General features: G+C 68.3%; 23 protein-coding genes. 13 read left to right on the top strand and 10 right to left on the bottom strand.

Annotation, left to right across the window (positions count from 1 at the left end):
- The first annotated feature begins 10 nt into the window (after positions 1-10).
- Genes ASG69_RS05500 through ASG69_RS05490 form a run of 3 tightly spaced genes read left to right on the top strand, consistent with a single transcriptional unit; the run spans position 11 to position 2,767 of the window.
- A complete protein-coding gene (locus ASG69_RS05500; RefSeq protein WP_056441036.1) occupies positions 11-958 on the top strand; it encodes an aldo/keto reductase in 948 nt (315 codons plus the stop codon).
- Positions 959-968: 10 nt separating this feature from the next.
- Positions 969-1,454: a DUF309 domain-containing protein gene (locus ASG69_RS05495; RefSeq protein WP_056441033.1), complete on the top strand. Its 486-nt coding sequence runs from the start codon at positions 969-971 to the stop codon at positions 1,452-1,454.
- Between the two features lie 50 nt (positions 1,455-1,504).
- Positions 1,505-2,767: a multidrug effflux MFS transporter gene (locus ASG69_RS05490; RefSeq protein WP_037185969.1), complete on the top strand. Its 1,263-nt coding sequence runs from the start codon at positions 1,505-1,507 to the stop codon at positions 2,765-2,767.
- A 1-nt stretch (position 2,768) separates the two neighbouring features.
- Here ASG69_RS05490 and ASG69_RS05485 read toward each other — a convergent pair whose 3' ends face one another.
- The 4 genes from ASG69_RS05485 to ASG69_RS05470 all read right to left on the bottom strand — a co-directional run bounded on the left by ASG69_RS05485 (position 2,769) and on the right by ASG69_RS05470 (position 7,248).
- Positions 2,769-3,533 (bottom strand): deoxyribonuclease IV, encoded by a 765-nt coding sequence (locus ASG69_RS05485; protein WP_027506076.1) that lies wholly within the window; start codon positions 3,531-3,533, stop codon positions 2,769-2,771.
- Between the two features lie 9 nt (positions 3,534-3,542).
- Positions 3,543-3,884 carry a carboxymuconolactone decarboxylase family protein gene (locus ASG69_RS05480; protein WP_051613431.1) on the bottom strand — a complete coding sequence of 114 codons (342 nt, stop codon included), beginning with the start codon at positions 3,882-3,884 and terminating at the stop codon, positions 3,543-3,545.
- A 41-nt stretch (positions 3,885-3,925) separates the two neighbouring features.
- Entirely contained in the window at positions 3,926-4,909 is a 984-nt protein-coding gene (locus ASG69_RS05475; RefSeq protein ID WP_027506074.1) for an NADPH:quinone oxidoreductase family protein, read from the bottom strand.
- Positions 4,910-5,001: 92 nt separating this feature from the next.
- Positions 5,002-7,248, bottom strand: a complete 2,247-nt coding sequence (locus ASG69_RS05470; protein ID WP_162246739.1) for a putative bifunctional diguanylate cyclase/phosphodiesterase — start codon at positions 7,246-7,248, stop codon at positions 5,002-5,004.
- A gap of 223 nt (positions 7,249-7,471) precedes the next feature.
- On the opposite strand from ASG69_RS05470, the gene ASG69_RS05465 reads away from it, so the two are divergent.
- On the top strand, positions 7,472-8,077 hold the full coding sequence (locus ASG69_RS05465) for a TetR/AcrR family transcriptional regulator (protein ID WP_051613430.1): 606 nt from the start codon (positions 7,472-7,474) through the stop codon (positions 8,075-8,077).
- Complete coding sequence (locus ASG69_RS05460) at positions 8,074-9,282, top strand: acetyl-CoA C-acetyltransferase (RefSeq protein WP_056441028.1); 1,209 nt, start codon at positions 8,074-8,076, stop codon at positions 9,280-9,282. Before ASG69_RS05465 ends, ASG69_RS05460 begins: the two co-directional genes overlap by 4 nt.
- 84 nt (positions 9,283-9,366) lie before the next feature.
- Here ASG69_RS05460 and ASG69_RS05455 read toward each other — a convergent pair whose 3' ends face one another.
- On the bottom strand, positions 9,367-10,554 hold the full coding sequence (locus ASG69_RS05455) for an AAA family ATPase (protein ID WP_027506071.1): 1,188 nt from the start codon (positions 10,552-10,554) through the stop codon (positions 9,367-9,369).
- 239 nt (positions 10,555-10,793) lie between these two features.
- On the opposite strand from ASG69_RS05455, the gene ASG69_RS05450 reads away from it, so the two are divergent.
- A complete protein-coding gene (locus ASG69_RS05450; protein ID WP_027506070.1) occupies positions 10,794-11,270 on the top strand; it encodes an alpha-isopropylmalate synthase regulatory domain-containing protein in 477 nt (158 codons plus the stop codon).
- 18 nt (positions 11,271-11,288) lie between these two features.
- Here the strand turns inward: ASG69_RS05450 and ASG69_RS05445 are convergent, their stop codons facing one another.
- Positions 11,289-11,768: a MarR family winged helix-turn-helix transcriptional regulator gene (locus ASG69_RS05445; RefSeq protein ID WP_235578860.1), complete on the bottom strand. Its 480-nt coding sequence runs from the start codon at positions 11,766-11,768 to the stop codon at positions 11,289-11,291.
- A gap of 55 nt (positions 11,769-11,823) precedes the next feature.
- Here ASG69_RS05445 and ASG69_RS05440 point away from each other — a divergent pair, with 55 nt between their 5' ends.
- Positions 11,824-12,699, top strand: coding sequence for an alpha/beta fold hydrolase (locus ASG69_RS05440; RefSeq protein ID WP_056441025.1), 876 nt, complete (start codon positions 11,824-11,826; stop codon positions 12,697-12,699).
- A gap of 23 nt (positions 12,700-12,722) precedes the next feature.
- On the opposite strand, the gene ASG69_RS05435 is transcribed toward ASG69_RS05440, so the two are convergent.
- Positions 12,723-13,319, bottom strand: a complete 597-nt coding sequence (locus ASG69_RS05435; RefSeq protein WP_027506067.1) for an Rv1733c family protein — start codon at positions 13,317-13,319, stop codon at positions 12,723-12,725.
- 215 nt (positions 13,320-13,534) lie between these two features.
- Here ASG69_RS05435 and ASG69_RS05430 point away from each other — a divergent pair, with 215 nt between their 5' ends.
- The 3 genes from ASG69_RS05430 to ASG69_RS05420 are packed head-to-tail and all read left to right on the top strand — an operon-like array spanning position 13,535 to position 16,457.
- A complete protein-coding gene (locus tag ASG69_RS05430) occupies positions 13,535-14,416 on the top strand; it encodes a metal-dependent hydrolase (protein WP_027506066.1) in 882 nt (293 codons plus the stop codon).
- Positions 14,413-15,489 carry a PDR/VanB family oxidoreductase gene (locus ASG69_RS05425; RefSeq protein WP_056441022.1) on the top strand — a complete coding sequence of 359 codons (1,077 nt, stop codon included), beginning with the start codon at positions 14,413-14,415 and terminating at the stop codon, positions 15,487-15,489. Before ASG69_RS05430 ends, ASG69_RS05425 begins: the two co-directional genes overlap by 4 nt.
- Before the next feature lie 41 nt (positions 15,490-15,530).
- Positions 15,531-16,457: an alpha/beta fold hydrolase gene (locus ASG69_RS05420; protein WP_056442165.1), complete on the top strand. Its 927-nt coding sequence runs from the start codon at positions 15,531-15,533 to the stop codon at positions 16,455-16,457.
- Here ASG69_RS05420 and ASG69_RS05415 read toward each other — a convergent pair.
- Together ASG69_RS05415 and ASG69_RS05410 are read right to left on the bottom strand one after the other, a co-directional pair.
- Complete coding sequence (locus ASG69_RS05415; protein WP_056441019.1) at positions 16,439-16,819, bottom strand: YchJ family protein; 381 nt, start codon at positions 16,817-16,819, stop codon at positions 16,439-16,441. The genes ASG69_RS05420 and ASG69_RS05415 overlap by 19 nt on opposite strands.
- A gap of 11 nt (positions 16,820-16,830) precedes the next feature.
- A complete protein-coding gene (locus tag ASG69_RS05410) occupies positions 16,831-17,430 on the bottom strand; it encodes a TetR/AcrR family transcriptional regulator (RefSeq protein ID WP_027506062.1) in 600 nt (199 codons plus the stop codon).
- A gap of 63 nt (positions 17,431-17,493) precedes the next feature.
- On the opposite strand from ASG69_RS05410, the gene ASG69_RS05405 reads away from it, so the two are divergent.
- Positions 17,494-18,069: a hypothetical protein gene (locus tag ASG69_RS05405; RefSeq protein ID WP_027506061.1), complete on the top strand. Its 576-nt coding sequence runs from the start codon at positions 17,494-17,496 to the stop codon at positions 18,067-18,069.
- Here the strand turns inward: ASG69_RS05405 and ASG69_RS05400 are convergent.
- A complete protein-coding gene (locus tag ASG69_RS05400; RefSeq protein ID WP_027506060.1) occupies positions 18,041-19,030 on the bottom strand; it encodes a malate dehydrogenase in 990 nt (329 codons plus the stop codon). The two genes, ASG69_RS05405 and ASG69_RS05400, sit on opposite strands and share 29 nt — an antisense overlap.
- Before the next feature lie 188 nt (positions 19,031-19,218).
- On the opposite strand from ASG69_RS05400, the gene ASG69_RS05395 reads away from it, so the two are divergent.
- Positions 19,219-19,917, top strand: coding sequence for a FadR/GntR family transcriptional regulator (locus tag ASG69_RS05395; protein ID WP_056441016.1), 699 nt, complete (start codon positions 19,219-19,221; stop codon positions 19,915-19,917).
- Between the two features lie 286 nt (positions 19,918-20,203).
- On the top strand, positions 20,204-21,630 hold a 1,427-nt coding region (locus ASG69_RS05390; RefSeq protein ID WP_442971095.1), incomplete at its 3' end, for a stealth family protein.

Below are 21,630 nucleotides of genomic sequence, written 5' to 3'. Positions count from 1 at the left end.
TGCACCGAACATGACTCGTATCGGAACCTCGGACCTGGACGTCTTCCCGCTCGCACTCGGTGCCAACACCTTCGGATGGACGAGCGACGAGCCGGACTCGCACCGCATCATCGAGGCCTTCCTCGGAGCCGGTGGTTCGCTGATCGACACCGCGGACTCGTACTCCGCTTTCGCCCCCGGTAACTCGGGCGGCGAGTCGGAGACGGTGATCGGGAACTGGTTCACCTCGACGGGCCGGCGCGACGACGTCGTCCTGGCCACCAAGGTGAGCCAGCACCCCCAGTTCAAGGGTCTGGCCGCGGGCACGGTCGCTGCTGCGGCCGACGCGTCGTTGCAGCGCCTGCAGACCGATCGCATCGACCTCTACTACGCACACTTCGATGACGCGGACACCCCGCTCGAGGAGACGGTGGCCGCCTTCGACGCACTCGTGAAGGCCGGCAAGGTGCGGTATGTCGGCATCTCCAACTACACGGCGGAGCGCGCGCGGCAGTGGATCGACATCGCACAGCGCGAGGGGTTCGACGCACCCGTGGCGCTGCAGCCGCACTACAACCTGGTGCATCGCCGCAGCTACGAGCCGGAGCTGATGGAGGTCGCCGAGAAGAATCTGTTGGGCGTCTTCCCGTACTTCGCGCTCGCCTCGGGCTTCCTGACGGGCAAGTACCGCACGCGCGAGGACATCGAGGGCACACCCCGTGCAGCGATGACGTCCGGCTACTTCAGTGACGCCGGCCTCGAGGTCGTCGGTGCGCTCGCCGACATCGCGGACGCTCACGGCTCCGCGATCCCCACCGTGGCACTGGCGTGGCTGCTCTCCCGCAACGGCATCGTGGCACCCATCGCCAGCGCGAGCCGTCTCGAACAGCTCGCGTCCCTGACGGACGCCTCGACGTTGTCGCTGACCGCCGACGAGCTCGACCGTCTGACCGCATTGTCGGACAAGGTCGGCGAGTAGCGTCGTCTCGGTGGTCACGCCGAGACGAGAGCGCAACCCCGAGGGCCGGCCGCAGAACGGCCGGCCCCGCGACGGGCTCGGACGTCCCCTGCCCCGCGGAGCCGAGGGCGTCGAGCGCATTCCGGACGACGTCCAGCTCCCGCCGGTCGAGTCCCTGGTCCGTGCCCAGCAACTCCTCGACGACGGCATGCCCTTCCACGCGCACGAGATCCTCGAAGGCACGTGGAAGATCAGTACGCCAGGGGAACGTGCACTGTGGCAGGGTCTGGCCCAGCTCGCCGTCGGTCTCACCCACCTGCTGCGGGGGAATCGCGTGGGAGCCACCTCGCTGTTGACGCAGGGACGTGATCGCATCGGGACGTACGCCGACGCACCCCACGACATCGACATCGCGGGCCTGATGCGGTGGGCCGACCTTCTGGTGGCTGCGCTGGACCGCGGGGAGTCCCCGCTTCCGACAGTCCCGCACCTCACGCATCGCCGACAGTTCACCTGACCGTCACACGGATCGGGAACACATCGCGGCCGCACGGTGCTGCACCCCGGGTGACGACAGACTCCCGCACCACCTCGGCGACTCCCGGCACGGCAGTCGGTACCTCCGACCAGCCGGCCGCACCCTCCAGGCTTCGCACCATCCTGGTTCTCGGCGCCCTCGTCGCGCTGGGGCCGCTCACGATCGACGTGTACCTCCCGGCGCTGCCCGCGATCACCGAGGACCTCGGGTCCACGGATGCCGCGGTGCAGTTCACCCTCACCGGCACCCTCATCGGACTGGCCGTGGGACAGCTGGTGATCGGGCCGCTCTCGGACTCCCTGGGACGTCGACGGCCCCTCATCGCCGGAACGATGATCCACATCGTCGCGTCGCTCCTGTGCATGATCGCTCCGACCGTCGGCGTCCTGGGTGTGACCCGAGCCCTGCAGGGCTTCGGTGCCGCCGCCGCCATGGTCATCGCGATCGCCATCGTCCGCGACCTGTTCGACGGCAGGGCCGCCGCCACCGTGATGTCGCGTCTGGTCCTGGTCATGGGCGTCGCGCCGATCGTGGCACCCAGCCTCGGCAGCCTCGTCCTCATCCACGGGTCGTGGCGCGGCGTGTTCGCCGGGCTCGCGGTCGTGGGTGCCGCCCTCATGCTCGTGGCGATGTTCCTGCTGAAGGAGACGCTCCCCGAAGAGCGTCGTCGACCCAACGAGTTCCTGCCCGTCCTGCGCACCTACGGATCGTTGCTCGGCGACCGACGGTTCGTGGTTCTCGTTCTCGTGGCCGGCCTCGGTATGTCCGCGCTGTTCGCCTACATCTCCGGCAGCTCGTTCGTGCTGCAGGACGGCTACGGACTCGGCGAGCAGCAGTTCGCCCTGGTGTTCGGCATCGGCGCCGTCGCACTGATCAGCGCGTCGCAACTCAACGTCCTGGCGCTGCAGCGCTTCACCCCGCAGCGGATCGTCACCGTGGCACTGGTCGCGATGGCCGCGTCCGGCGCCGCCCTCATCATCACCACGACCACCGGATTCGGCGGCATCGTCGGATTCATGGTGCCCGTGCTGTTCGTGCTGGCGTCGGCAGGATTCGTCATGCCCAACTCCCCGGCGCTCGCCCTGTCACGCCACGGTGAGGCCGCCGGCACCGCCGCCGCTCTGCTGGGTGCCGCGCAGTTCGGAATCGGTGCGCTCATCGCGCCCCTGGTGGGCGTCCTCGGCAACGACGGCCCGGCCATGGCCATCGCGATGACCGGTGGCGCGACCATCGCGCTGCTCGCTCTCGCGAGCGTCCGGTCCGAGAAGCCGGTACCCGCCGACGCGGTCTGACTCAGAGCGAGCGGAGGTACGCGACGTCGTCCTTCATGCCGTCGGCGGGCGTCTCCAGCATCACCGGAGCGTCCGCCGCGGCGGCGACGGCGGCCAGCACCTCGGCCTCGATCTCGCCGCTCTCGAGATTGGCGTGACGGTCGCGAGCCGAATCGAACTCGTCGCGAGAGTTGTTCAGGTGCACCAGGTCGATGCGTCCGGTGATCGCCTTGACGCGCTCCACGGCGTCCACGAGGTCCTCGCCGCCGGCCCAGGCGTGGCACGTGTCGAGGCAGAACCCTGCTCCGAACTCCCCGACGGCGTCCCAGAGGCGAGCGATGGCGTCGAAGCGCCGCGCCATCGCGAAGTCGCCGCCGGCGGTGTTCTCGATCCAGATCGGAACCGCGAATCCACCGGACTCCGCCTGCCGTTCGAACAGCTTGCGCCAGTTGGCCACTCCCTCGGCGGGATCCTCCCCGTCGCGAACGTGTCCACCGTGGACCACCAACCCGAGGGCACCGATCTCTGCGGCCACGTCGGCCTGCTGCGCGACGGCCTTGCGGGACGGGATGCGGATGCGGTTGTTCAGGCTCGCGACGTTGATGACGTAGGACGAGTGGACGACGATGTCGACCGCACTGTCCCGGACCGCCTCCAACCCCGAACCGACAACGGGCTTGTTCCACTTCTGCGGGTCCGTGAGAAACAGTTGCACCAGGTCGACGTCGAGATCCTCGGCCTCGCCGAGCGGGTTCTCCGAGTTGCGGACGTGTGCACCGATACGCATGTCCCGACCTTACTCGAGCGGACCCAGCTCCTCGTCGAGTACTCGCTGCACCACCCGCATCGCTGCGAGCGCCGCCGGCGCGCCGCAGTAGCCACTGGCGTGGACCACGGACTCCACGATCTCCTCGCGGGTCAGACCGTTGGTGAGTGCGCCCCGGATGTGCCCGCCGAGCTCCTGCTCGGCCCGGAGGGCGATCAGCATGCCGATGTTCAGCAGGCTCCGACTCCGTCGGTCGAGGCCCGGCCTGTTCCACACGGCGTCCCACACGTGCTCGGTGACGTGGCGTTGCAACGCTTCCGAGTCGGTGCCCGTGCTGTTCTCGAGGGCGGCCGCGACGAAGGTATCGCCCATCACCTCGCGGCGGACCGCGAGACCGTCCCGATAGGCATCACTCACTGCAGCGTCACCACGACTTTGCCTGTGGCGGTCCGGTTCTCGAGGGATGCGATGGCCTCGCCGGCCTTGTCGAGCGGGTACACCACCGGCTCCGGCGCCACCAGCGCGCCCGAGGCGAACAGCGGCTCGAGCTCGGCCCACTGCGTCGTCGTGTAGCCGGGCCGGCTCATCCACCACGCACCCCATCCGGCGCCGACGACCTCGACGTTGCTCAGCAGCAGTCGGTTGACCTTGACCGTCGGGATGTCGCCACCGGTGAAGCCGATGACCACGAGTCGACCCGCCGGCGCCAGCGATCGGATGCTGTCGGTGAAGCGATCCCCGCCGACGGGGTCGATGACGATGTCGACTCCCCGGCCACCGGTGAGTTCCTTGACCGTGTCCTTCCAGCCCTCGCCGTTCGGGCCCTGCAGCATCACCACATCGGTGGCGCCCGCGGCGCGAGCGACCTCGGCCTTGGCCTCGCTGCTCACCACAGCGATGGTGCGTGACGCTCCCAGTACCGGAGCGAGTCGCAACGTCGATGTCCCGATGCCGCCACCGGCGCCGTGGACCAGGACGGTCTCGCCCTCGGCCAGACGTCCGCGCTCGCGGAGGGCGAAGTGCACCGTCAGATCGTTGAACAGCAGTCCCGCACCGGCCTCGAACGAGACGGCGTCGGGCAGCGCGAAGACGAGGTCGGGGGTCGCCACCGCCACCTCGGCCATACCGCCGCCGAATCCGGTCAGCGCCGCCACTCGGTCACCGGGCGCGAATCCCGAGCCCTCGGGCGCGGACCGCACGACACCGGCGACCTCGCTTCCGGGCACGAACGGCAGGTCCGGCTTGTACTGGTAGAGCCCACGACTGAGCAGTGCGTCGGGGAAGGCCACGCCGGCCGCACGCACGTCGATCACCACGCCGTCGCCGGTGGGCTCGTCGAGATCGGTGAGGGTGAGGGCTTCGGGGCCTTCGAGGGTGGTCACCTGCACTGCGCGCACGGACTGTCCTTTCGCCGGTCGACGGTCGAGGGGTGGTGCGAGTCGACTCGGGCCTCAGGTTACAAAGAACCCGCCGTCGCCGGTGCGCTGGGTCACACAGCAGTACGAGCGGCGCCCACTGCAGAGTTCACGGCCTTCACCGTGCGCACGACGTCGCCCGCGGGAACCGGCCGCGCGATGTGGAAGCCCTGCACCGCGTCGCATCCGAGTCCGCGCAGCACGTCGAGGGTGTGTTCGTCCTCGACGCCCTCGGCCACGATGTGCAGACCCATGCTGTGCGCGAGAGCGATGGTGGATCGGACGATCGCGAGGTTGGCGGAGTCCGACGCGAGCGAGGTGACGAAGGACCGGTCCATCTTCAGCTGCTGCACCGGAAGCGACGCCAGGTACGTCAAGGAGCTGTACCCCGTGCCGAAGTCGTCGATGGAGAGTGAGACTCCCTGCGCGCGAAGCGCTTCGAGCGTGGCGATGGATCGTTCGGGATCGGTCATCGCGGACGACTCGGTGACCTCGAAGACGACGGCGTGCCCGGGAAGGCCGTGGTCGTCCAGAGCCGTTCGCACTCGGGACGCCAGGGAGGAGTCCACGAGATCCCGGACGGAGAGATTGACGGCCACGTCGATGTCCAGTCCCGCCAGCCGCCAGCGTCGGCACGCGGCCATCGCCGTGTCGATGACGAACGAGGTGACGGCCGGGAGCATGCCGGTCTGCTCCGCACTCGGCAGGAACGCGGCCGGCAGCAGCAGCCCCTCGCGCGGATGTCGCCACCGCAGAAGGGCTTCCATTCCCGACACGGCTCCGGTGCGCAGGTCGAGGCGGGGCTGGAAGAACACCTCGAGCTCACCTCCCGTGATGGCGTCCTCCAACTCGCCCATCCTCCGGAGCTGATCGATCCTGTCGATGTCCATCGTGTGGTCGTAGACGGCCAGTCGCGGTTGCCGGGACTTCGCGGCCACCACGGCGGCGTACGCCCGCTGCACCAGCTCCTCGGATCGTGGGTGCGGCGTGTCGGTCGACAGTGCCACGGCCACACTGCTTTCCAGCGTCAGCTTCATGTCCCGCACCTCGAGCGGGGCCCCGACCGCGCGTTGCGCAGCGATCGCGACCGCCACGGCGTCGTGTCTGTCGACGGGGCCCGGCAGGACGAGGGCGAACTCGTCACCCCCGAGACGTCCCACCGTCGCCGACGAGTCCACAGTGTCGACGAGTCGGCGACCGATCTCGGTGAGCACCTGATCTCCCACCGCGTAGCCGAAGGTCTGGTTGATGTCGGAGAACCGGTTGAGATCCACCAGCACCAGGGCCACTCCGTCGCGGCCCTCCGGACCGAGGATCTCGTGCAGCCGACGCCCGAGCCGGCCGCGGTTCGCCAGTCCCGTGACGGAATCGGTGTCGGCCGCAAGGCGCAGTGCCCGCGACTGTCGTTGCAGCAGTGTCAGGAACGAGGTCATCCGCACGGCGCCGAGGACGACGATGATCGAGGCGGCGATCACCACCGCGGGCCCCCAGCGAGTGACCGGAGTGCCGCGCATCAGTTCGATGCTCATGACGACCGGCGTCATCGCCACGGCCGAGGTCAGCAGGGTCAGTCGAGCCATCCCCGTCTGCGCACGACTGATGGTGCTGACACGCGGACGCTCGTCGTGTCGCAACGCCGCCGCACCGAAGAGCACGTAGGACGCGAGCCAGCAGACGTTGAGGATCGTGCTCTCGGCGGGACCGTCCGCGACCACCACGTACGAGGTGTAGTCGGCGACCACCATCAGTGCCGTGGCCGCACCCAGCAGCCAGTGGGTGGTGGAGCCCGCGCGTCGCTTCAACACGACGAAGACGAGCAGTACCAGCAGGAAGACGTCGATCTCGGTGTAGAAGATGCCGAGCCACGTTCCGGCGTCGGGCACGCGCTCGCCTCGGGGACCGGACACCACGACCCAGGACGCGAGACCCACCCCCGCGGTCATGATCGCGGCTTCGAGTCCGTCCGCCGGACTCAGCATCGGGGTCCCCGAACTGCGGACCGACAGCAGGGCCACGACGATGAGGAGGTACCCCAGGACGTAGGCGGCGTCCGCCACCGACGGGAGAGGTACGCCGCCGCCCGAGTTCTCCATCACCGCGATCGCGATGTCGCCGACGACCCAGAACGACAGCGCCGACGCGACGATCCACCACGAATGGGTGCTCACCTTGCGGTGTGCGCGGATGCCGACAGGAATGGACGCCACCGCACCCACGGCGATGACGCAGTACAGCACGCTGGACACCACGCCGGGCGGAAGCGTCGCGTACACGGCGATCGCGAGCGCACCGACCACGAGAAAACGGGTCGGCGAGGACATCGAGACCATGCTGCCTCTCTCGTGACCCCGACCGACATGGACGGAATGAATGTACCGCCGCAGACGGGCGCGCATCGCGGAAATCCCGCGAAGAGAGCGCGGTCACCAAGTGAATGGTCACTAACCGAATACGGTAAACTGGCTGCTCGCGACCGACGACAGGTGGGAGGCCCGGGTGGTGAACCGTATTGCGGCGGGCTCCGCGTCCACCGAACGTTCACGGATGAAGGCCGAGCGCCGCAGCGCACTGGTCGACGCCGCCGCCGTCCTCGTCGCGGAGCGCGGGTACCACGGTCTACGACTCGAGGACCTCGGCGCCGCGGTGGGGATCAGCGGTCCCGCCGTCTATCGCCACTTTCCGAACAAGGAAGCCGTCCTCGTCGAACTGCTGGTGGGAATCTCCGAGTACCTCCACGCCGGTGGGGAAGAGGTCCTGGCGCGACGGTCGGCACCGCTGCCGACGCTGCACGAACTGGTCGCGTTCCACCTCGACTTCGCCATGACCTCGCCGCGCCTCATCGAGATCCAGTTCCGCGATCTCGCGAACCTGCCGACCGACGCCCAGCGTTCGGTGCGCTCGCTGCAGCGCCGCTACGTCGAGATCTGGGTCCGCACCCTGCGGGAACTGGACTCGGACTGCTCCGAGGACGACGCTCGCGTCCAGGCTCACGCGGCGTTCGGTCTGCTCAACTCCACTCCGCAGTCGATGGGCCGCGTGCCCGCGTCGCTGCTCCGACACCGTTTGTCCACCATGGCTCTGACCGCTCTGGGGATCGACCCCGCCGCATCCACCATCACATCTGCCCCCACCAGTGAGGAAACAGCATGACCGCACCTTCCGGCACCACGTCCGTCATCGTGGCCGGTGCCCGCACTCCCATCGGCCGTCTGCTCGGATCGCTGTCGACCCTCTCCGGCTCGGACCTCGGCGGCGTCGCCATCGCCGGCGCCCTCGAGAAGGCCGGGATCAGCGGTGACCAGGTCCAGTACGTCATCATGGGCCAGGTCCTCACGGCCGGCGCAGGCCAGATTCCCGCACGCCAGGCCGCCCACGCCGGCGGCATCCCCCTCAGCGTTCCTGCCCTGACCATCAACAAGGTGTGTCTGTCCGGTGTCGACGCCATCGCCCTCGCCGACCAGATGATCCGCGCCGGAGAGTTCGACATCGTCGTCGCCGGCGGCCAGGAATCGATGTCCCTCGCCCCGCACATGCTCGAGAAGAGCCGCAGCGGATTCAAGTACGGCGACGTCACCATGAAGGACCACATGGCCTACGACGGCCTGTACGACATCTTCACCGACCAGGCCATGGGCGCCCTCACCGAGGACCGCAACGCCGACACCCGCTTCGTCACCCGCGAGGAGCAGGACGCCTTCGCCGCCGCGTCGCACCAGCGCGCCGCCGCAGCCTGGAAGAACGGCGTCTTCGACGACGAAGTCGTTCCCGTCAGCATCCCGCAGCGCAAGGGTGACCCCGTCGTCGTCACCAGCGACGAGGGCATCCGCGCCGACACCACCAGCGAGAGCCTCGCCAAGCTCCGCCCGTCGTTCGACAGGAACGGCACCATCACGGCCGGCTCCGCCTCGCAGATCTCCGACGGCGCCGCCGCCGTCGTCGTCATGAGCCGCGCCAAGGCCGAGGAACTCGGACTGACCTGGCTCGCCGAGATCGGCGCCCACGGCGTCGTCGCCGGACCCGACTCCTCGCTGCAGTCCCAGCCCGCCAACGCCATCACCACCGCCTGCGCCAAGGAGGGCATCGCCCCGACCGACCTCGACCTCGTCGAGATCAACGAGGCCTTCGCCGCCGTCGGCATCGTCTCCACCCGCGAATTGGGCATCGACGCCGAGAAGGTCAACGTCAACGGTGGCGCCATCGCCATCGGTCACCCCCTCGGCGCGTCCGGCGCCCGCATCGCCCTGCACCTCGCACTGGAGCTGCAGCGACGCGGCGGCGGAGTCGGCGCCGCAGCACTGTGCGGCGGCGGCGGACAGGGCGACGCCCTCATCCTGCGGGTTCCCGCAGCCGAGTAGCCGGCGCACACTTTCCAGCCACCCACACCCCGAGCGGCCTGCTGCAAGGGGTGTCGACACACCGAAAGCGTGCAGGTCGGCGCGCTAGTCGGCCTGCGCCCTCAGGTACCGCCCGAAGTGGGGGACGGTGAAGCCGATCGACCCGCGCTCGGCGGAGTAGATCAGTCCCTTCTTGATCAACCCGTCGCGTGCGGGGGACAGCGACGCCGGTTTCCGGCCGAGTTCCACGGCGATCTTCGACGTGGAGACGGGACCGTCGTCGCCGGACAGGTCGGCCATCGCTCGCATGTACTCGCGTTCGGCGGGAGTTGCTCTCTCGTAACGGGATCCGAAGAACCCGACGGCCAGCTCGTCCTCGGCCGTCGGTGCTGCGACCCGCACGTCGTGGACCGTGATCGGGCTGTCCGCGGCCAGATCCCACGTCGCCTTGCCGTACGCCTGAACGAAGTAGGGGTACCCGTCCGCGGCCTCGTACAGCGCGTCGAGTGCCTCGCTCGTGTACTCGACGTCCTCCCGCTCGGCCGGTGCGATGAGGGCGCGGTCCGCCGAAGCGCGGTCCAGGCGGTCGATGCGGTGGTAGCTGAACAGGCGCTCGGAGTAGCTCTTCGACGCGGACAGCACCGCAGGCAGGTGGGGAAGACCGGCGCCGACGACGATCAGCGGAGCCGCATCCTGGCTCAGTTCGTGGCACGCCCCGCAGATCGCGGAGATGTCCTCCGCCGCGAGATCCTGCATCTCGTCGATGAAGATGGCGATACCGACGCCGACGTCCCGAGCCAGCGACGCGGCGTCGAGCAGCAGTTCGACCAGGTCGATCTCGATGTCACCGGTGTCCGCGCGCCCCTTGAGGGCGGGCGCGTCGATGCCGGGCTGCCACTTGTCCCGCATGCCCTTGTCTGCGGACGCACGAAGAGCGAAGGACTTCAGCACACCGAGGAACTGGTCCACGCGTTCGGGATCGCGATGCGCCACCGCGATCTCCCGCACTGCCATGTGCAGCGCCGACGACAGCGGTCGCCGCAGGTCCTGGTCGGGGCGGGCCTCGATCTTCCCGGTTCCCCACTTCCGCGAGATCGCCGCTGATCGCAGGTGGTTCAGCAGCACCGTCTTGCCGACGCCGCGCAACCCGGTGAGCACGACACTGCGTTCGGGCCGACCGCGCGCGATGCGCTCGAGCACCACGTCGAACGCGTCGAGTTGCTTGGACCTGCCGGCGAGCTCGGGTGGCCGCTGGCCGGCGCCGGGTGCGTACGGATTGCGAACGGGGTCCATGGCGTGACGGTAGCAACGTCGGTAGCGTTCTCTGCCCTTCTCTAGCGCGTGTCCTAGAACCGAACAGAGAGCAATCGAGAACCGGACCCTTGCCTGTGACGCCGCGACGCAGCTACTCTGGGGCCATGTCGCGCATTCTCGTAGTTCACCGCAGCGGGGTCTGATCTCGGACCGACCCCCCGCTGCGGGTCGAACGAGCGCCCGTCGGTCCTTCCTCTCACCGGAAAGACCCCAGCGACATGAGCACCAGCGCACATTCCCTCACCGAACACTTCTCACACAGTTCCGCTGCCATTCACGCCTCGTCGGCTCTGCCGCACGGGTTGCGCGCGGAGGCTGACGGCATGTCCTTCGCGGAGTTCGTCCACACCTACTCGCCCACCTCGGGCCCCATCCGGCTCGGTTCCGCAGAGTGCGCGCCGAAGGGTGCGGGCAGGTTCGAGTTCACGGCCACCCTCGCCATCGGCGACACCATCCGCAGTTCGTCGATCGTCTGCCACGGGCCCGCCGAGGCCATGACGTCGATGCTCTACGACGCCGGCGTCAACCTCGAGATCTTGTCGTTCCACCAGCAGATCACCGAGACGGGATACGTCACCTACATCCGCGGACAGCAGGATCACCGCACCGCGTGGGCCATGGGGACGGGCTCGGATCCGACAGAGTCGACCGCCAAAGCCCTTGTCGCTGCGGCTAATCGGATGCAGAACCAGTAGTCGGCGATCACACGGCTCTCACGAGCCCGGCGCAGTCGATCTGATGGCGGCCAGCATCGCGGACTGATACCGACGGATGGTTGCTCGGTCGTCGTCCGACAACTCGGAGAGTTGCGTGGCCGCCCTGAGGATCAGCGGGCCGAAGAATTCTGTGCCCAGTCGCTCTGCCTTGTCGGTGACTCTCAGGGCCACCTTGCGGCGGTCGCCGACGACCGACTGCCGTTCGACGTGGCCGGCGAGTTCGAGCCTGTCGACGAGTGCCGTCGCGGTCGCCGAGGTGATTCCCAGCTGCGTCCGCAGCCAGGACGGAGTAGCCGTTCGACCGGCACGAGCAGCATCGAGAAGAACGATCAATGCCCGCACGTCGGTGCTGTGCATGCGGTGCTTCTCGGCGAATCCCGCACCCAGCAGATCGAGCTCGACGACGAGCGCACGCAGGCCGTGCACCAGGTCCATGACGTCCGTGTCCACCGAGGGGGTTGCATCGACTTCGTCCACGGCATCAGTATGTCACCTATCGTATTACTCGACCATCGAGACAACGGGGTGCCGCATGACAGACGCGATGCAGACGTTCCATCGATCGCCCGAGGGGCGGGAGTTCGCTGCGGCCTACGACCGCGTACTCGGGACGTGGCCGGCGGAAACGACCACGACGATGGTGCCGACACGATTCGGCGACACCCATGTCACCTCGGCCGGTCCCACCGACGGTCGCCCTGTCGTACTGCTCCCCGGATCCGGGGCTACCTCGATGGCCTGGACCGGCCAGGCGACCGAACTGAGTCGTCGCCACAGAGTGGTCGCGGTGGACATTCTCGGTGACGTGGGGCGATCGGTTCCGGCGGGTGAACCCGCGAGGAACGTCGACGACCTCATGCTGTGGTTGGACGATGTGTTCGCCGGGTCGGCACTGCGGCGACCGTCGATTCTCGCTCACTCGTACGGCGCGATGATCGCTCTGGCGTTCGCTCTCCGTCGGCCGGCCGACGTCGACCGCCTCGTCCTGCTCGATCCGAATTCGTGCTTCGCCGGCATGCGCGCCGCCTACCTGGCTCATGCGTTACCGCTCCTGCTGCGACCGTCGGAAGAGCGACAGAGACGATTCACGGCGTGGGAGACGGGCGACGCAGTTCTCGACGCCGACTTGTCCCGACTGTCCGAACTCGGAACAGCCCATCACCCTCGTCGTCGGCCCATCGTTCCGAGGCGGCCGAGTTCTTCGGCGCTGCACTCGCTCCAGGCGACCACGACGGTCGTTCTCGCCGGGTCCAGCCGGATTCACGACAGTGCTGGGGTGCGAGATCGCATCCAGAAGAACTGGCCGTCGATCAGTACCCGAATCCTCGACGGCGCCACCCATCACACGTTCCCGGACTCACCTAGAGCAGAACTCGGCGTCGCGATTCACGACGCTCTGACGAGGTAGCGACAGCCGTCGGCACACGTCCGTCAGGACAGGAATCGCGCGATCGCGTCGTCCCACTCCCGGTCCCTACGACGGTCGTAGACGCGGGCGAAGACGCTGCGCACGATCACGAGCACGATCGCCACGAGCGCGAGAAGCGCTGCGGCGCCGAAGATGCTGACCACCACGACGTCGACCCCGGTGGGCGGGGGTGCGATGCGACGACCGTCCGCGTCGACGGTGATGGTCACCTCGGTACCCGACGGACTCTGCGCCGCAACAGGAACCGACCCGACGTGCTTCACGCCGTCGGAGGACCAGGTCGCGGGAGCCAACACGGTGGGAGTGACCGCCGCGAATTCGTCCGACGCCACCGGCGCCACGGCGTCCGCGGTGGTCGTGGCGAGCACCGACGAGGACGACGTCACGGCGTCGGCCGCCATGGTCTGCTGATCGTGGTAGAGGCTGACGCCCATCACGGCGACGAACGGGACGGCGAGCAGGAACAGCGTCACGAGAAGACGGTGCAGTCGAGCCTCCGCGCGGTCGACGCCTCGAACGAGCGGATTGCGCGGTGTGCGCGCCACGGGCCGCCGAGTGTCGTCGGTCCCGCGCTCCGCCCTCTTGGAATTGTCCGCCATCGTCTCGTGTCCTGCCTGCGTCACGGACCCCGAGCGCCGTGACGGCGGCGGGTGTCCTGCGTGTCCGACCTTCTGTCCAGCGTCCGCGCAGCGTGTGACCTCGGCAAGGTCGTTCGCGTCACGTCACATGTGTTCTCGCTTACCCGAGGTGCTTTACTGTTACCAGTTGTCATACTAAGATTTGTGTGAACGAAGCCACACCGGAAGGACCCGACATGACCGCCGATGCCGACAATCTCGTGTTGCAGGCGCGCGACGTGCACTTCGACTGGGACGACCTGCCGATGCACTGGATCCCGGGTGAGCCGTTCTCCACACACGCGCTCAACGTGCTGCACCTGCTCCTCCCCGCCGGGGAGGAATGGTTCGTCGAGACGTTCCGCCAGGCGCTCCCGTTCATCGAGGACGAGAAGCTCCGCGAGGACGTCATCGGGTTCATCGGCCAGGAGGCCATGCACTCGTCGGCGCACTCCGGTGTCCTCGAGCACCTGCAGCGCAGCGGACTCGATCCGACGCCGTTCACCGACCAGATGAACTGGGTCTTCGGCAAGGTCATCGGCCCTCGACCCATCACCAGCAGCCGCGAGAAGAACTACCTCGTCGAGCGCCTGGCGATCATCGCGGCCATCGAGCACATCACCGCGTTTCTCGGCGACTGGGTTCTGAACGCCGAGGGGCTCGACCGCGCCAACATCCACCCGACCATGCTCGACCTGCTGCGATGGCACGGGTCCGAGGAGGTCGAGCACCGCTCTGTCGCCTACGAGACGATGCGCTACTTCGATCGCCGCGAGGTCCGACGCCTTCGCACCCAGGCACTCGCGGCACCGCTGCTGGTCTACCTGTGGATCCGCGGAACCCGCTTCCTCATGCAGAACGATCCGCTTCTCGCCGACGGACCGGCGTCCCGGCGCCGTCCCACGCCACTCGCCTGGCGCCGCGCGGCGAAGAAGGGCACCGTGCCGGGGCCTGTCGATCTCGGCCTGCGGCTCTCGCGCTACTTCCGTCGCAGCTACCACCCCAGTCAGGAGGGCTCGACGGCGCAGGCCGTCGCCTATCTGGCCTCCTCGCCCGCGGCGCGGGCAGCGTCGCGATGATCGACGCACCACGCGACCTCCGCGGACGACCTCGGGGCGACCGGGCCCTCGGCCTGATCGGCCTGGTCGTCGGCAACTACCTCGGTGCGATGTCGCGTGTCCCCTACGACCCTCGGGTGGCCCTGCGTCCCCCGGACACCGCGGCCACACTGACGGTCGCGAGTGTCACGCCGGTGACCAGCGACGGCGATGTCGCGCAGATCGATCTCGTCGATGCGGGCGGATCGTCACTGCCGGCCTGGCAGCCGGGCTGCCACATCGATGTGCACCTGGAGGGCGACGCGACGTCGGGACCGCTCCGGCGGCAGTACTCGCTGTGCGGCGACCCCGCCGACACGACGCGGTACCGCATCGCCGTCCGACGCATCGGCACCGTCTCGGAGCGGATGCACGCCCTGCGCCCCGGCGACACGGTGACGGTGCGCGGTCCCCGCAACGCCTTCCTGTTCGCGCAGGAACGCTCGGTGCACTTCGTCGCCGGCGGCATCGGCATCACCCCGATCCTGCCGATGGTCCGCGCCGCTCGCGATCTCGGCCTGGACTGGACCTTCGTCTACTGCGGACGCTCCCGCGAGAGCATGCCCTTTCTCGACGAGATCGAGAGCTGGAATTCGCCGCGTGTCGCCGTCCGCACCGACGTCGAGGACGGACTGCCCACTGTCACGGACCTTCTGGGTCCGGCCGCCCGTGGCGGCGCGGTGTACTGCTGTGGACCGACGCCGATGCTGAACACCGTGCGCACGTCGTTCGCGGGCTGCGGCGCGTCTGCTCTCCACTTCGAACGTTTCGGGGCCCCACCCGTGGTGGGCGGTCGGCCGTTCACGGTCACACTCGCGAGAAGCGGTCGCACGCTGACAGTTCCCGCCGACAGGTCTGCACTGTCCGTCATCGTGGACGAGGACCCGACAGTCGCGTACTCGTGTCGCCAAGGCTTCTGCGGCACCTGCAAGGTGCGTGTTCTCGCGGGGACGCCCGAGCACCGCGAGACTCGACTGAGTCCCACCGAGCAGCAGGAACACATGCTGCCGTGCGTGTCTCGGGCAGACTCCGACCACCTCACGCTCGACGTCTGATGTCCCCCGCACACCCCACGTCCACCGATTCCGGAGCGTCCATGACCGTCACCCGCCCGTTCGAGTCCGAGCGCTCCACCGTGCGGAACGGTGACGTCGAGCTCGCCGTGTACACCGCCGGCGTGTCCGACGGCCCCACTCTCGTGCTGGTGCACGGCTGGCCGGACAATCACACTCTCTGGAACCACGTCGTCGGACTGCTCGCCGACCGCTACCGCGTCGTCACCTACGACTCACGCGGCGCCGGTGACTCCACGGTCCCCGCACGGACCCGCGGGTACCGACTCGACGCGATGGCCTCCGATCTGCGAGCGGTGATCGACGCGGTCAGTCCCGACGCCCCGGTCCACGTGCTCGGTCACGACTGGGGCGCGGTGGAGGCCTGGGAGCTCGTCGCCGAAGCCGATGCGCCGCTCCGTATCTCGTCCTACACGTCCGTGTCGGGACCCAACCTCGACCACCTCGCACTGTGGGCCCGCTCGCGGCTCCGTAGGCCCACACCGCGCAACCTGGCACAGGTGTTCGCCCAGACGCGAGCGTCCTGGTACACGGTCACCTTCCACGTCCCGCCGTTGGCTCGGGTGCGGATGTACCGCATGAAGCGCAAGGGCTGGACCCAGTTCATCGGCGAGTTCTCCGACGTCCCCGCCGCGATGGTGGAGGAGTCACCGACACTTCTCGACGACGCGTGGAACGGCCTGCGCATCTATCGAGCAAATCTTTTGCCGCGCTTCACCTCTCCGCGGCGTCGCTACGTCACCGTGCCCGTGCATCTGATCGTCAACACCCGTGACGCGGCGGTGCGTCCGTTCCACTACGAGGACACGCCGCGCTGGGTGGCCGACCTGTCGCGAACCGATCTCGATGCAGGACACTGGTCGCCGCTGTCGCATCCTTGGGACATCGCGCGCATCACGTCCGAGTTCGTCGACGGCATCGAGTCGCGGCGTCAGACCGCGTCGACGTAGACCCAGGCTCCATCGACGCGGGAGAACGTGCTGTTCTCCCGCTGCGAACCCGGTCGCCGGGCACCCGCGTCACGGAAGTGAGCCACGAACTCGACCGTGCCCGTGGTGTGCAGCATGCCGCCTCCGGTGGTGCCCAGGATCTCGAGCCCGGTCCACCGGCGGCGGTCGTCGAGGTCGAGCGCCGACGGTCGAGTATCGGGATGCCATGTGCGCAGCAGATACTCGGCGTCGAGCACCGTGAAGGCGGTGTACCGCGAGCGCATGAGCCGCTCGGCGGTCGGCGCACCGATCCGTCCCTCGAGCAAGGGTCCACAGCACTCGGACATCGGTAGGGGAGTGCCGCACGGGCAGGTGTCGGGCATGGCTGTAGACCCTACGGCCCTCGCAGCGAGTCGAGATGTGCCGCCAGCTCCGCCTCGGCCCACGCGCGGTTCTCGTCGTGTGGCGCGTGGACCAGGTGCAGTGCGAGTCCGTCCAGGAATGCATGAAGTCGACGCGCCTCGTCGGGTACCCGGTCGGACAGTGACGCGTAGTCGGTGTCGTTCTCGGCGAGTAGGTTCACCAGTCGCCTGCACCCCGCGGCCAGGTACTGGTGCGCCCGGTCGTAGGCGACGCGCATCGCGGCGTTCGTGAAGGCGAGAGCGCCCAGCGACATCTGCACCTCCATCTCGAGGCGACTCTCGTCGGTGAGCGGCAACAACTCTCGCAGACTCGCCTCGCAGTACTCGCGGGGTGACAGCTGCGGGTCGATGCGCTCCAGGCGTTCGACGACGCGTTCGGCTGCGTGTTCGAGGCAGAACGCTCGCAGGTCGTCCTGAGTGGGAAAGGAGCGACGGAGGGAGGCCGTCGCCAGCCCGGCCTCCTCGGCCACGTTGCGCACCGACAGATCGAGCAGGCCGTCTCGACCGATGATGCGCCAGGCGGCGTCGGCGACGTCGCGTCGCCGCTGGTCGTGATCGATCAGTTTCGGCACTCCCTGAATGTACACAGTTGTGCTACTTTGTTGTGAACACGATCGTACCAACAAGGAGCGCTCATGGTTCTGGCAGTCATCGTCGCGTGCGAGATCGGATTCTGGGTGGCCATCGCCGCCGGCCTCACGCTCCGGTACGGCGCACGGCGACCTCGTGCCGGTGCCGTGGTTCTGGCCTGCGCCCCGGTCGTCGATCTCGTCCTGCTCTGCGCCACCGTCATCGACCTGCGGTCGGGCAGTACCGCCACGTGGCATCACGCGCTGGCCGCTGCCTACATCGGCTTCTCGATCGCGTACGGACACCGCATGATTCGCTGGGCAGACGTGCGAGTGGCCCACCACTTCCGCGGCGGGCCCGCGCCGGTTCGTCTCCACGGCGCTGCCTATGCGAGAGCGTGCTGGGCGGACGTGGTCAGAACCCTGATCGCCGTGGCCGTCACCGTCGGGCTGCTCGCCGGCCTCGTCGCGCTGGTCGGGTCTCCCGAGCGAACCGAGGCGCTGACGGCCTTCATGCCCGTGCCCCTCGTCGTGCTCGCCGTCGACGTCGTCGCCGCGATCACCTACACGGTGTGGCCACGACAGCCTCGACGGCGGGACATGGACGGTCGAGTCAGTTCGGCAGCATCCCGAGTCTCGTGACAGCCTCGCGCTCGGCCTGCAGTTCCGCGACGGAGGCGTCGATACGGCGCCGGGAGAACTCGCCGATCTCGAGTCCCTCCACGATCTGCCAGGCGCCGCCGGAGGACCGCACGGGGAACGAGGACACCAGTCCCTCGGGCACGCCGTACGCACCCGTCGACGGGAGTGCGACGGACGTCCAGTCGTCGGCGGGAGTGCCCAGGACCCAGTCGCGCACATGATCGATGGTGGCGTTCGCCGCGGAGGCAGCGGACGACGCACCGCGCGCCTCGATGATCGCGGTACCGCGGCGCGCCACCGTCGGCACGAAGACGTCCTCGAGCCAGGTGGTGTCCGCGGCGAACTCGGCGCCCGACCGGTCACCGACTCGCGCGTGGAAGATGTCCGGGTACTGCGTGGCGGAATGGTTGCCCCAGATGCTGACCCGCGAGATCTCACCCACCGGGACGTCCGCACGAGCGGACAGTTGCGCGACGGCGCGGTTGTGATCGAGCCGGGTCAGCGCGGTGAACCTGTCTGCGGGAATGCTGGGTGCGTGCGCCGCGGCGATGGCCGCGTTGGTGTTGGCGGGATTGCCCACGACGACCACCCGGATGTCGGACGCGGCGCCCGCCTCGAGAGCGGCGCCCTGCGGCCCGAAGATCGACCCGTTGGCCTCGAGCAGGTCGGCGCGCTCCATCCCCGCGGTACGAGGGCGAGCGCCGATCAGCAACGCGACGTTCGCGCCGTCGAAGGCGTCGACCGGATCGTCGTGGATCTCCACCGACCGCAGCAGGGGGAACGCACTGTCGTGCAGTTCCATGGCCGTGCCCTCGGCTGCGCGCAGTGCCGGCGGGATCTCGAGAAGCCGCAACGTGACGGACGTGTCCGGACCGAGCATCGCACCCGATGCGATGCGGAACAGTGCCGCGTAGCCGATGCTGCCGGCCGCGCCTGTGACGGTGACGATGCTGTGAGCCATGTGAACTCCTTCGTTCCCCTCGACCGTAGATCCGGCAGTCGACCGAGTGCACGGATGTGTGTCGGACAGCACCCGATCACCGTTCCATCGGGATCTCTCTCGATCTCTAGCACTGCGACTAGAAACATGAATATCGTCCTGTGCACGTCCGATTTGCCTGACCACCATTCCTCGTTCACAGTGACGCCATGACCCTGTCGGACAGTTGGGCCAGCAAACAGGCCACAGTGACGCGCGTGGGGGCGGCCGAGGCCGTCCTGCGCGAGCTGCGTTCGGCGATCGAGAGCGGCGAACTCGAGGTCGGCACCAAGCTCCCGTCCGAGGCCGCTCTCGCGACGCGCTTCGGCGTGAGCCGGTCGGTGGTTCGCGAGGCACTGCGCTCGACCACGGCTCTCGGACTGACGGAGACGCACACCGGCAAGGGAACGTTCGTCCTGGCGAAGACCGTCGAGACCGACAGAGTCTTCGGCAACCATTCCGTCGATTCCCTGCGCGAGGCCCGCCCGCACATCGAGATTCCTGCCGCCGCACTCGCTGCCGAACGGCGGACGCCGGAGCAGATGGACGCGATCCGCAGCCTGTTGAATCGGATGATCGCCGAGAACGATCCCAAGGAGTGGGTCCGTCTCGACGCGGAGTTCCATCTGCTCATCGCGACCGCGAGCGGCAACGACGTCTTCGCCGCCGTCATCACCGAGATCCGCGAGGCCCTGTCGCAGCAGTCCGAGATGGTGAACCTGCTGCCCGACCGTCGGCACCGGTCCAACGTCGAGCACGAGAGCATCGTCGACGCCATCGACTCGGGGTCCGGCGAGGCCGCGTCCGAGGCGATGAGCCGACACCTGACGCACGTGCAGGACGCACTCGGCCAGCTTCGCGGCCGATGACTCCCGTGGTCCGGACCCACCCTCGGCATCACTTAGAATGAGCAGGTCACAGCGCCGCACAGGCTCGCCCACCAGCACGTCGGGAAGGTCCACCATCACACAGCCGCCAGCCCTGCAGAACGTCGAGACGCCCGATGTCTACCTCGTCCCGCCCGACAGCGGCGAGATCGAACGGGCGCGCGTCGCGTCCGCGGCGTCCCGACATCGGTTGACCGAGCGCTCCGACATCGTGTGGGTCAAGGACAAGTTCGCACTGTCCATCACCACCACGACGCCCCACGAGGCGATGGTGGAGGACCTCCTGTTCGTCCGCGATGTGCTGGACGCGACCGCGATCGAGTACCTGCTCGTCCGCGGCAACGACGAGCGGCCCGTCATCGCCATCGACAGGCACGACAGGCCGACGTTGCGCGACGCCCTGGTCGCGGCCTGCGCGGACGAGCCGTTCTACTCCAAGCCGATGGACGTCAAGGGATCCCCGGCCCTGCTCATCGCGGACGGACTCCTGGCGTCGGCCACGCAGGCGCGGATCTTCCGGTTGTTCCGCCCTCGTGCGCACCGCCCGAGCGGGCTCTTCTACGGATCCGGCAAGGGCATCCAGATCGAACTGTGGGAGTTCTCGGACGACACGATCGTTCTCCCCGTCGAGAACTCGCTGACCCGACGCACCATCCGTCAGGACGAGGCGGTGCGTGGCACGGTCGAGCGCTTCGGCCGACACTGGCCGACCATCGAGAACATGTTCGCCGACCACGCGTCGGACATCGACTTCGACATCGACCTGATCTTCTCCTGGGTCGACGGCACCGACGTGGAGTGGCAGGCGGAACGCGCGGCGATGCTGCGTGAGGTCGTCGTGGGCGAGGGCGACGATCACGAGGCCCGCTTCCGCCAGATCGACGAACTCAAGTACGCCCTGCGCTCGGTACACCTGTACGCGCCGTGGATCCGGCGCATCTTCGTCGTCACCGACTCACCGAAGCCGGGGTGGCTCGACGATCATCCCGACGTCACGTTCGTGCGCAGCGAAAAGTTCTTCACCGACACCTCCGTGCTGCCCACCTACAACTCGCAGGCCGTGGAATGCCAGCTCCACCACATCGACGGTCTCGCCGAGCACTTCCTGTACTCGAACGACGACATGTTCTTCGGCCGCCCGGTCGGTCCCCAGATGTTCTTCTCACCCGGCGGCATCAGCATGTTCGTCGAGGCGGGAACCCGGATCGGACTGGGCGCCAACGACGAGCAGCGCAGCGGATTCGAGAACGCCGCGCGGGTCAACCGTCGCCTGCTCCACGACCGCTTCGGTCGCATCACCACGCGCCACCTCGAGCACGCTCCCGTGCCGCTCCGGCGCAGTGCGATGTTCGAGCTCGAGAAGGAGTTCCCCGACGAGTTCGCGGCCACGGCCGCCAGTCGGTTCCGCGCGAGCTCCAACATCTCGGTGACCAACTCGCTGTACCACTACTACGCCCTGCTCACCGGCCGCGCCGTGGTGCAGACGCAAGCCTCGGTGAAGTACGTCGACACGACGATGCGCAGTGGACTGCGGGACATGGACCGCCTGCTCGCGAAGCGGTCGATGGACTTCTTCTGCCTCAACGACGGCAGCTTCCCCGAGATCGACGCCGACGAGCGCGCAGCGGCGGTGACGACGTTCCTGAGCACCTACTTCCCGGTGCCGGCGCCCTGGGAACACGCCGTCACACCGGT

Source organism: Rhodococcus sp. Leaf225 (assembly GCF_001426145.1).
GTDB lineage: Bacteria > Actinomycetota > Actinomycetes > Mycobacteriales > Mycobacteriaceae > Rhodococcoides.
Note: the sequence above shows the minus strand (reverse complement) of the source record. Positions and strands in the feature narration are given on the sequence as shown.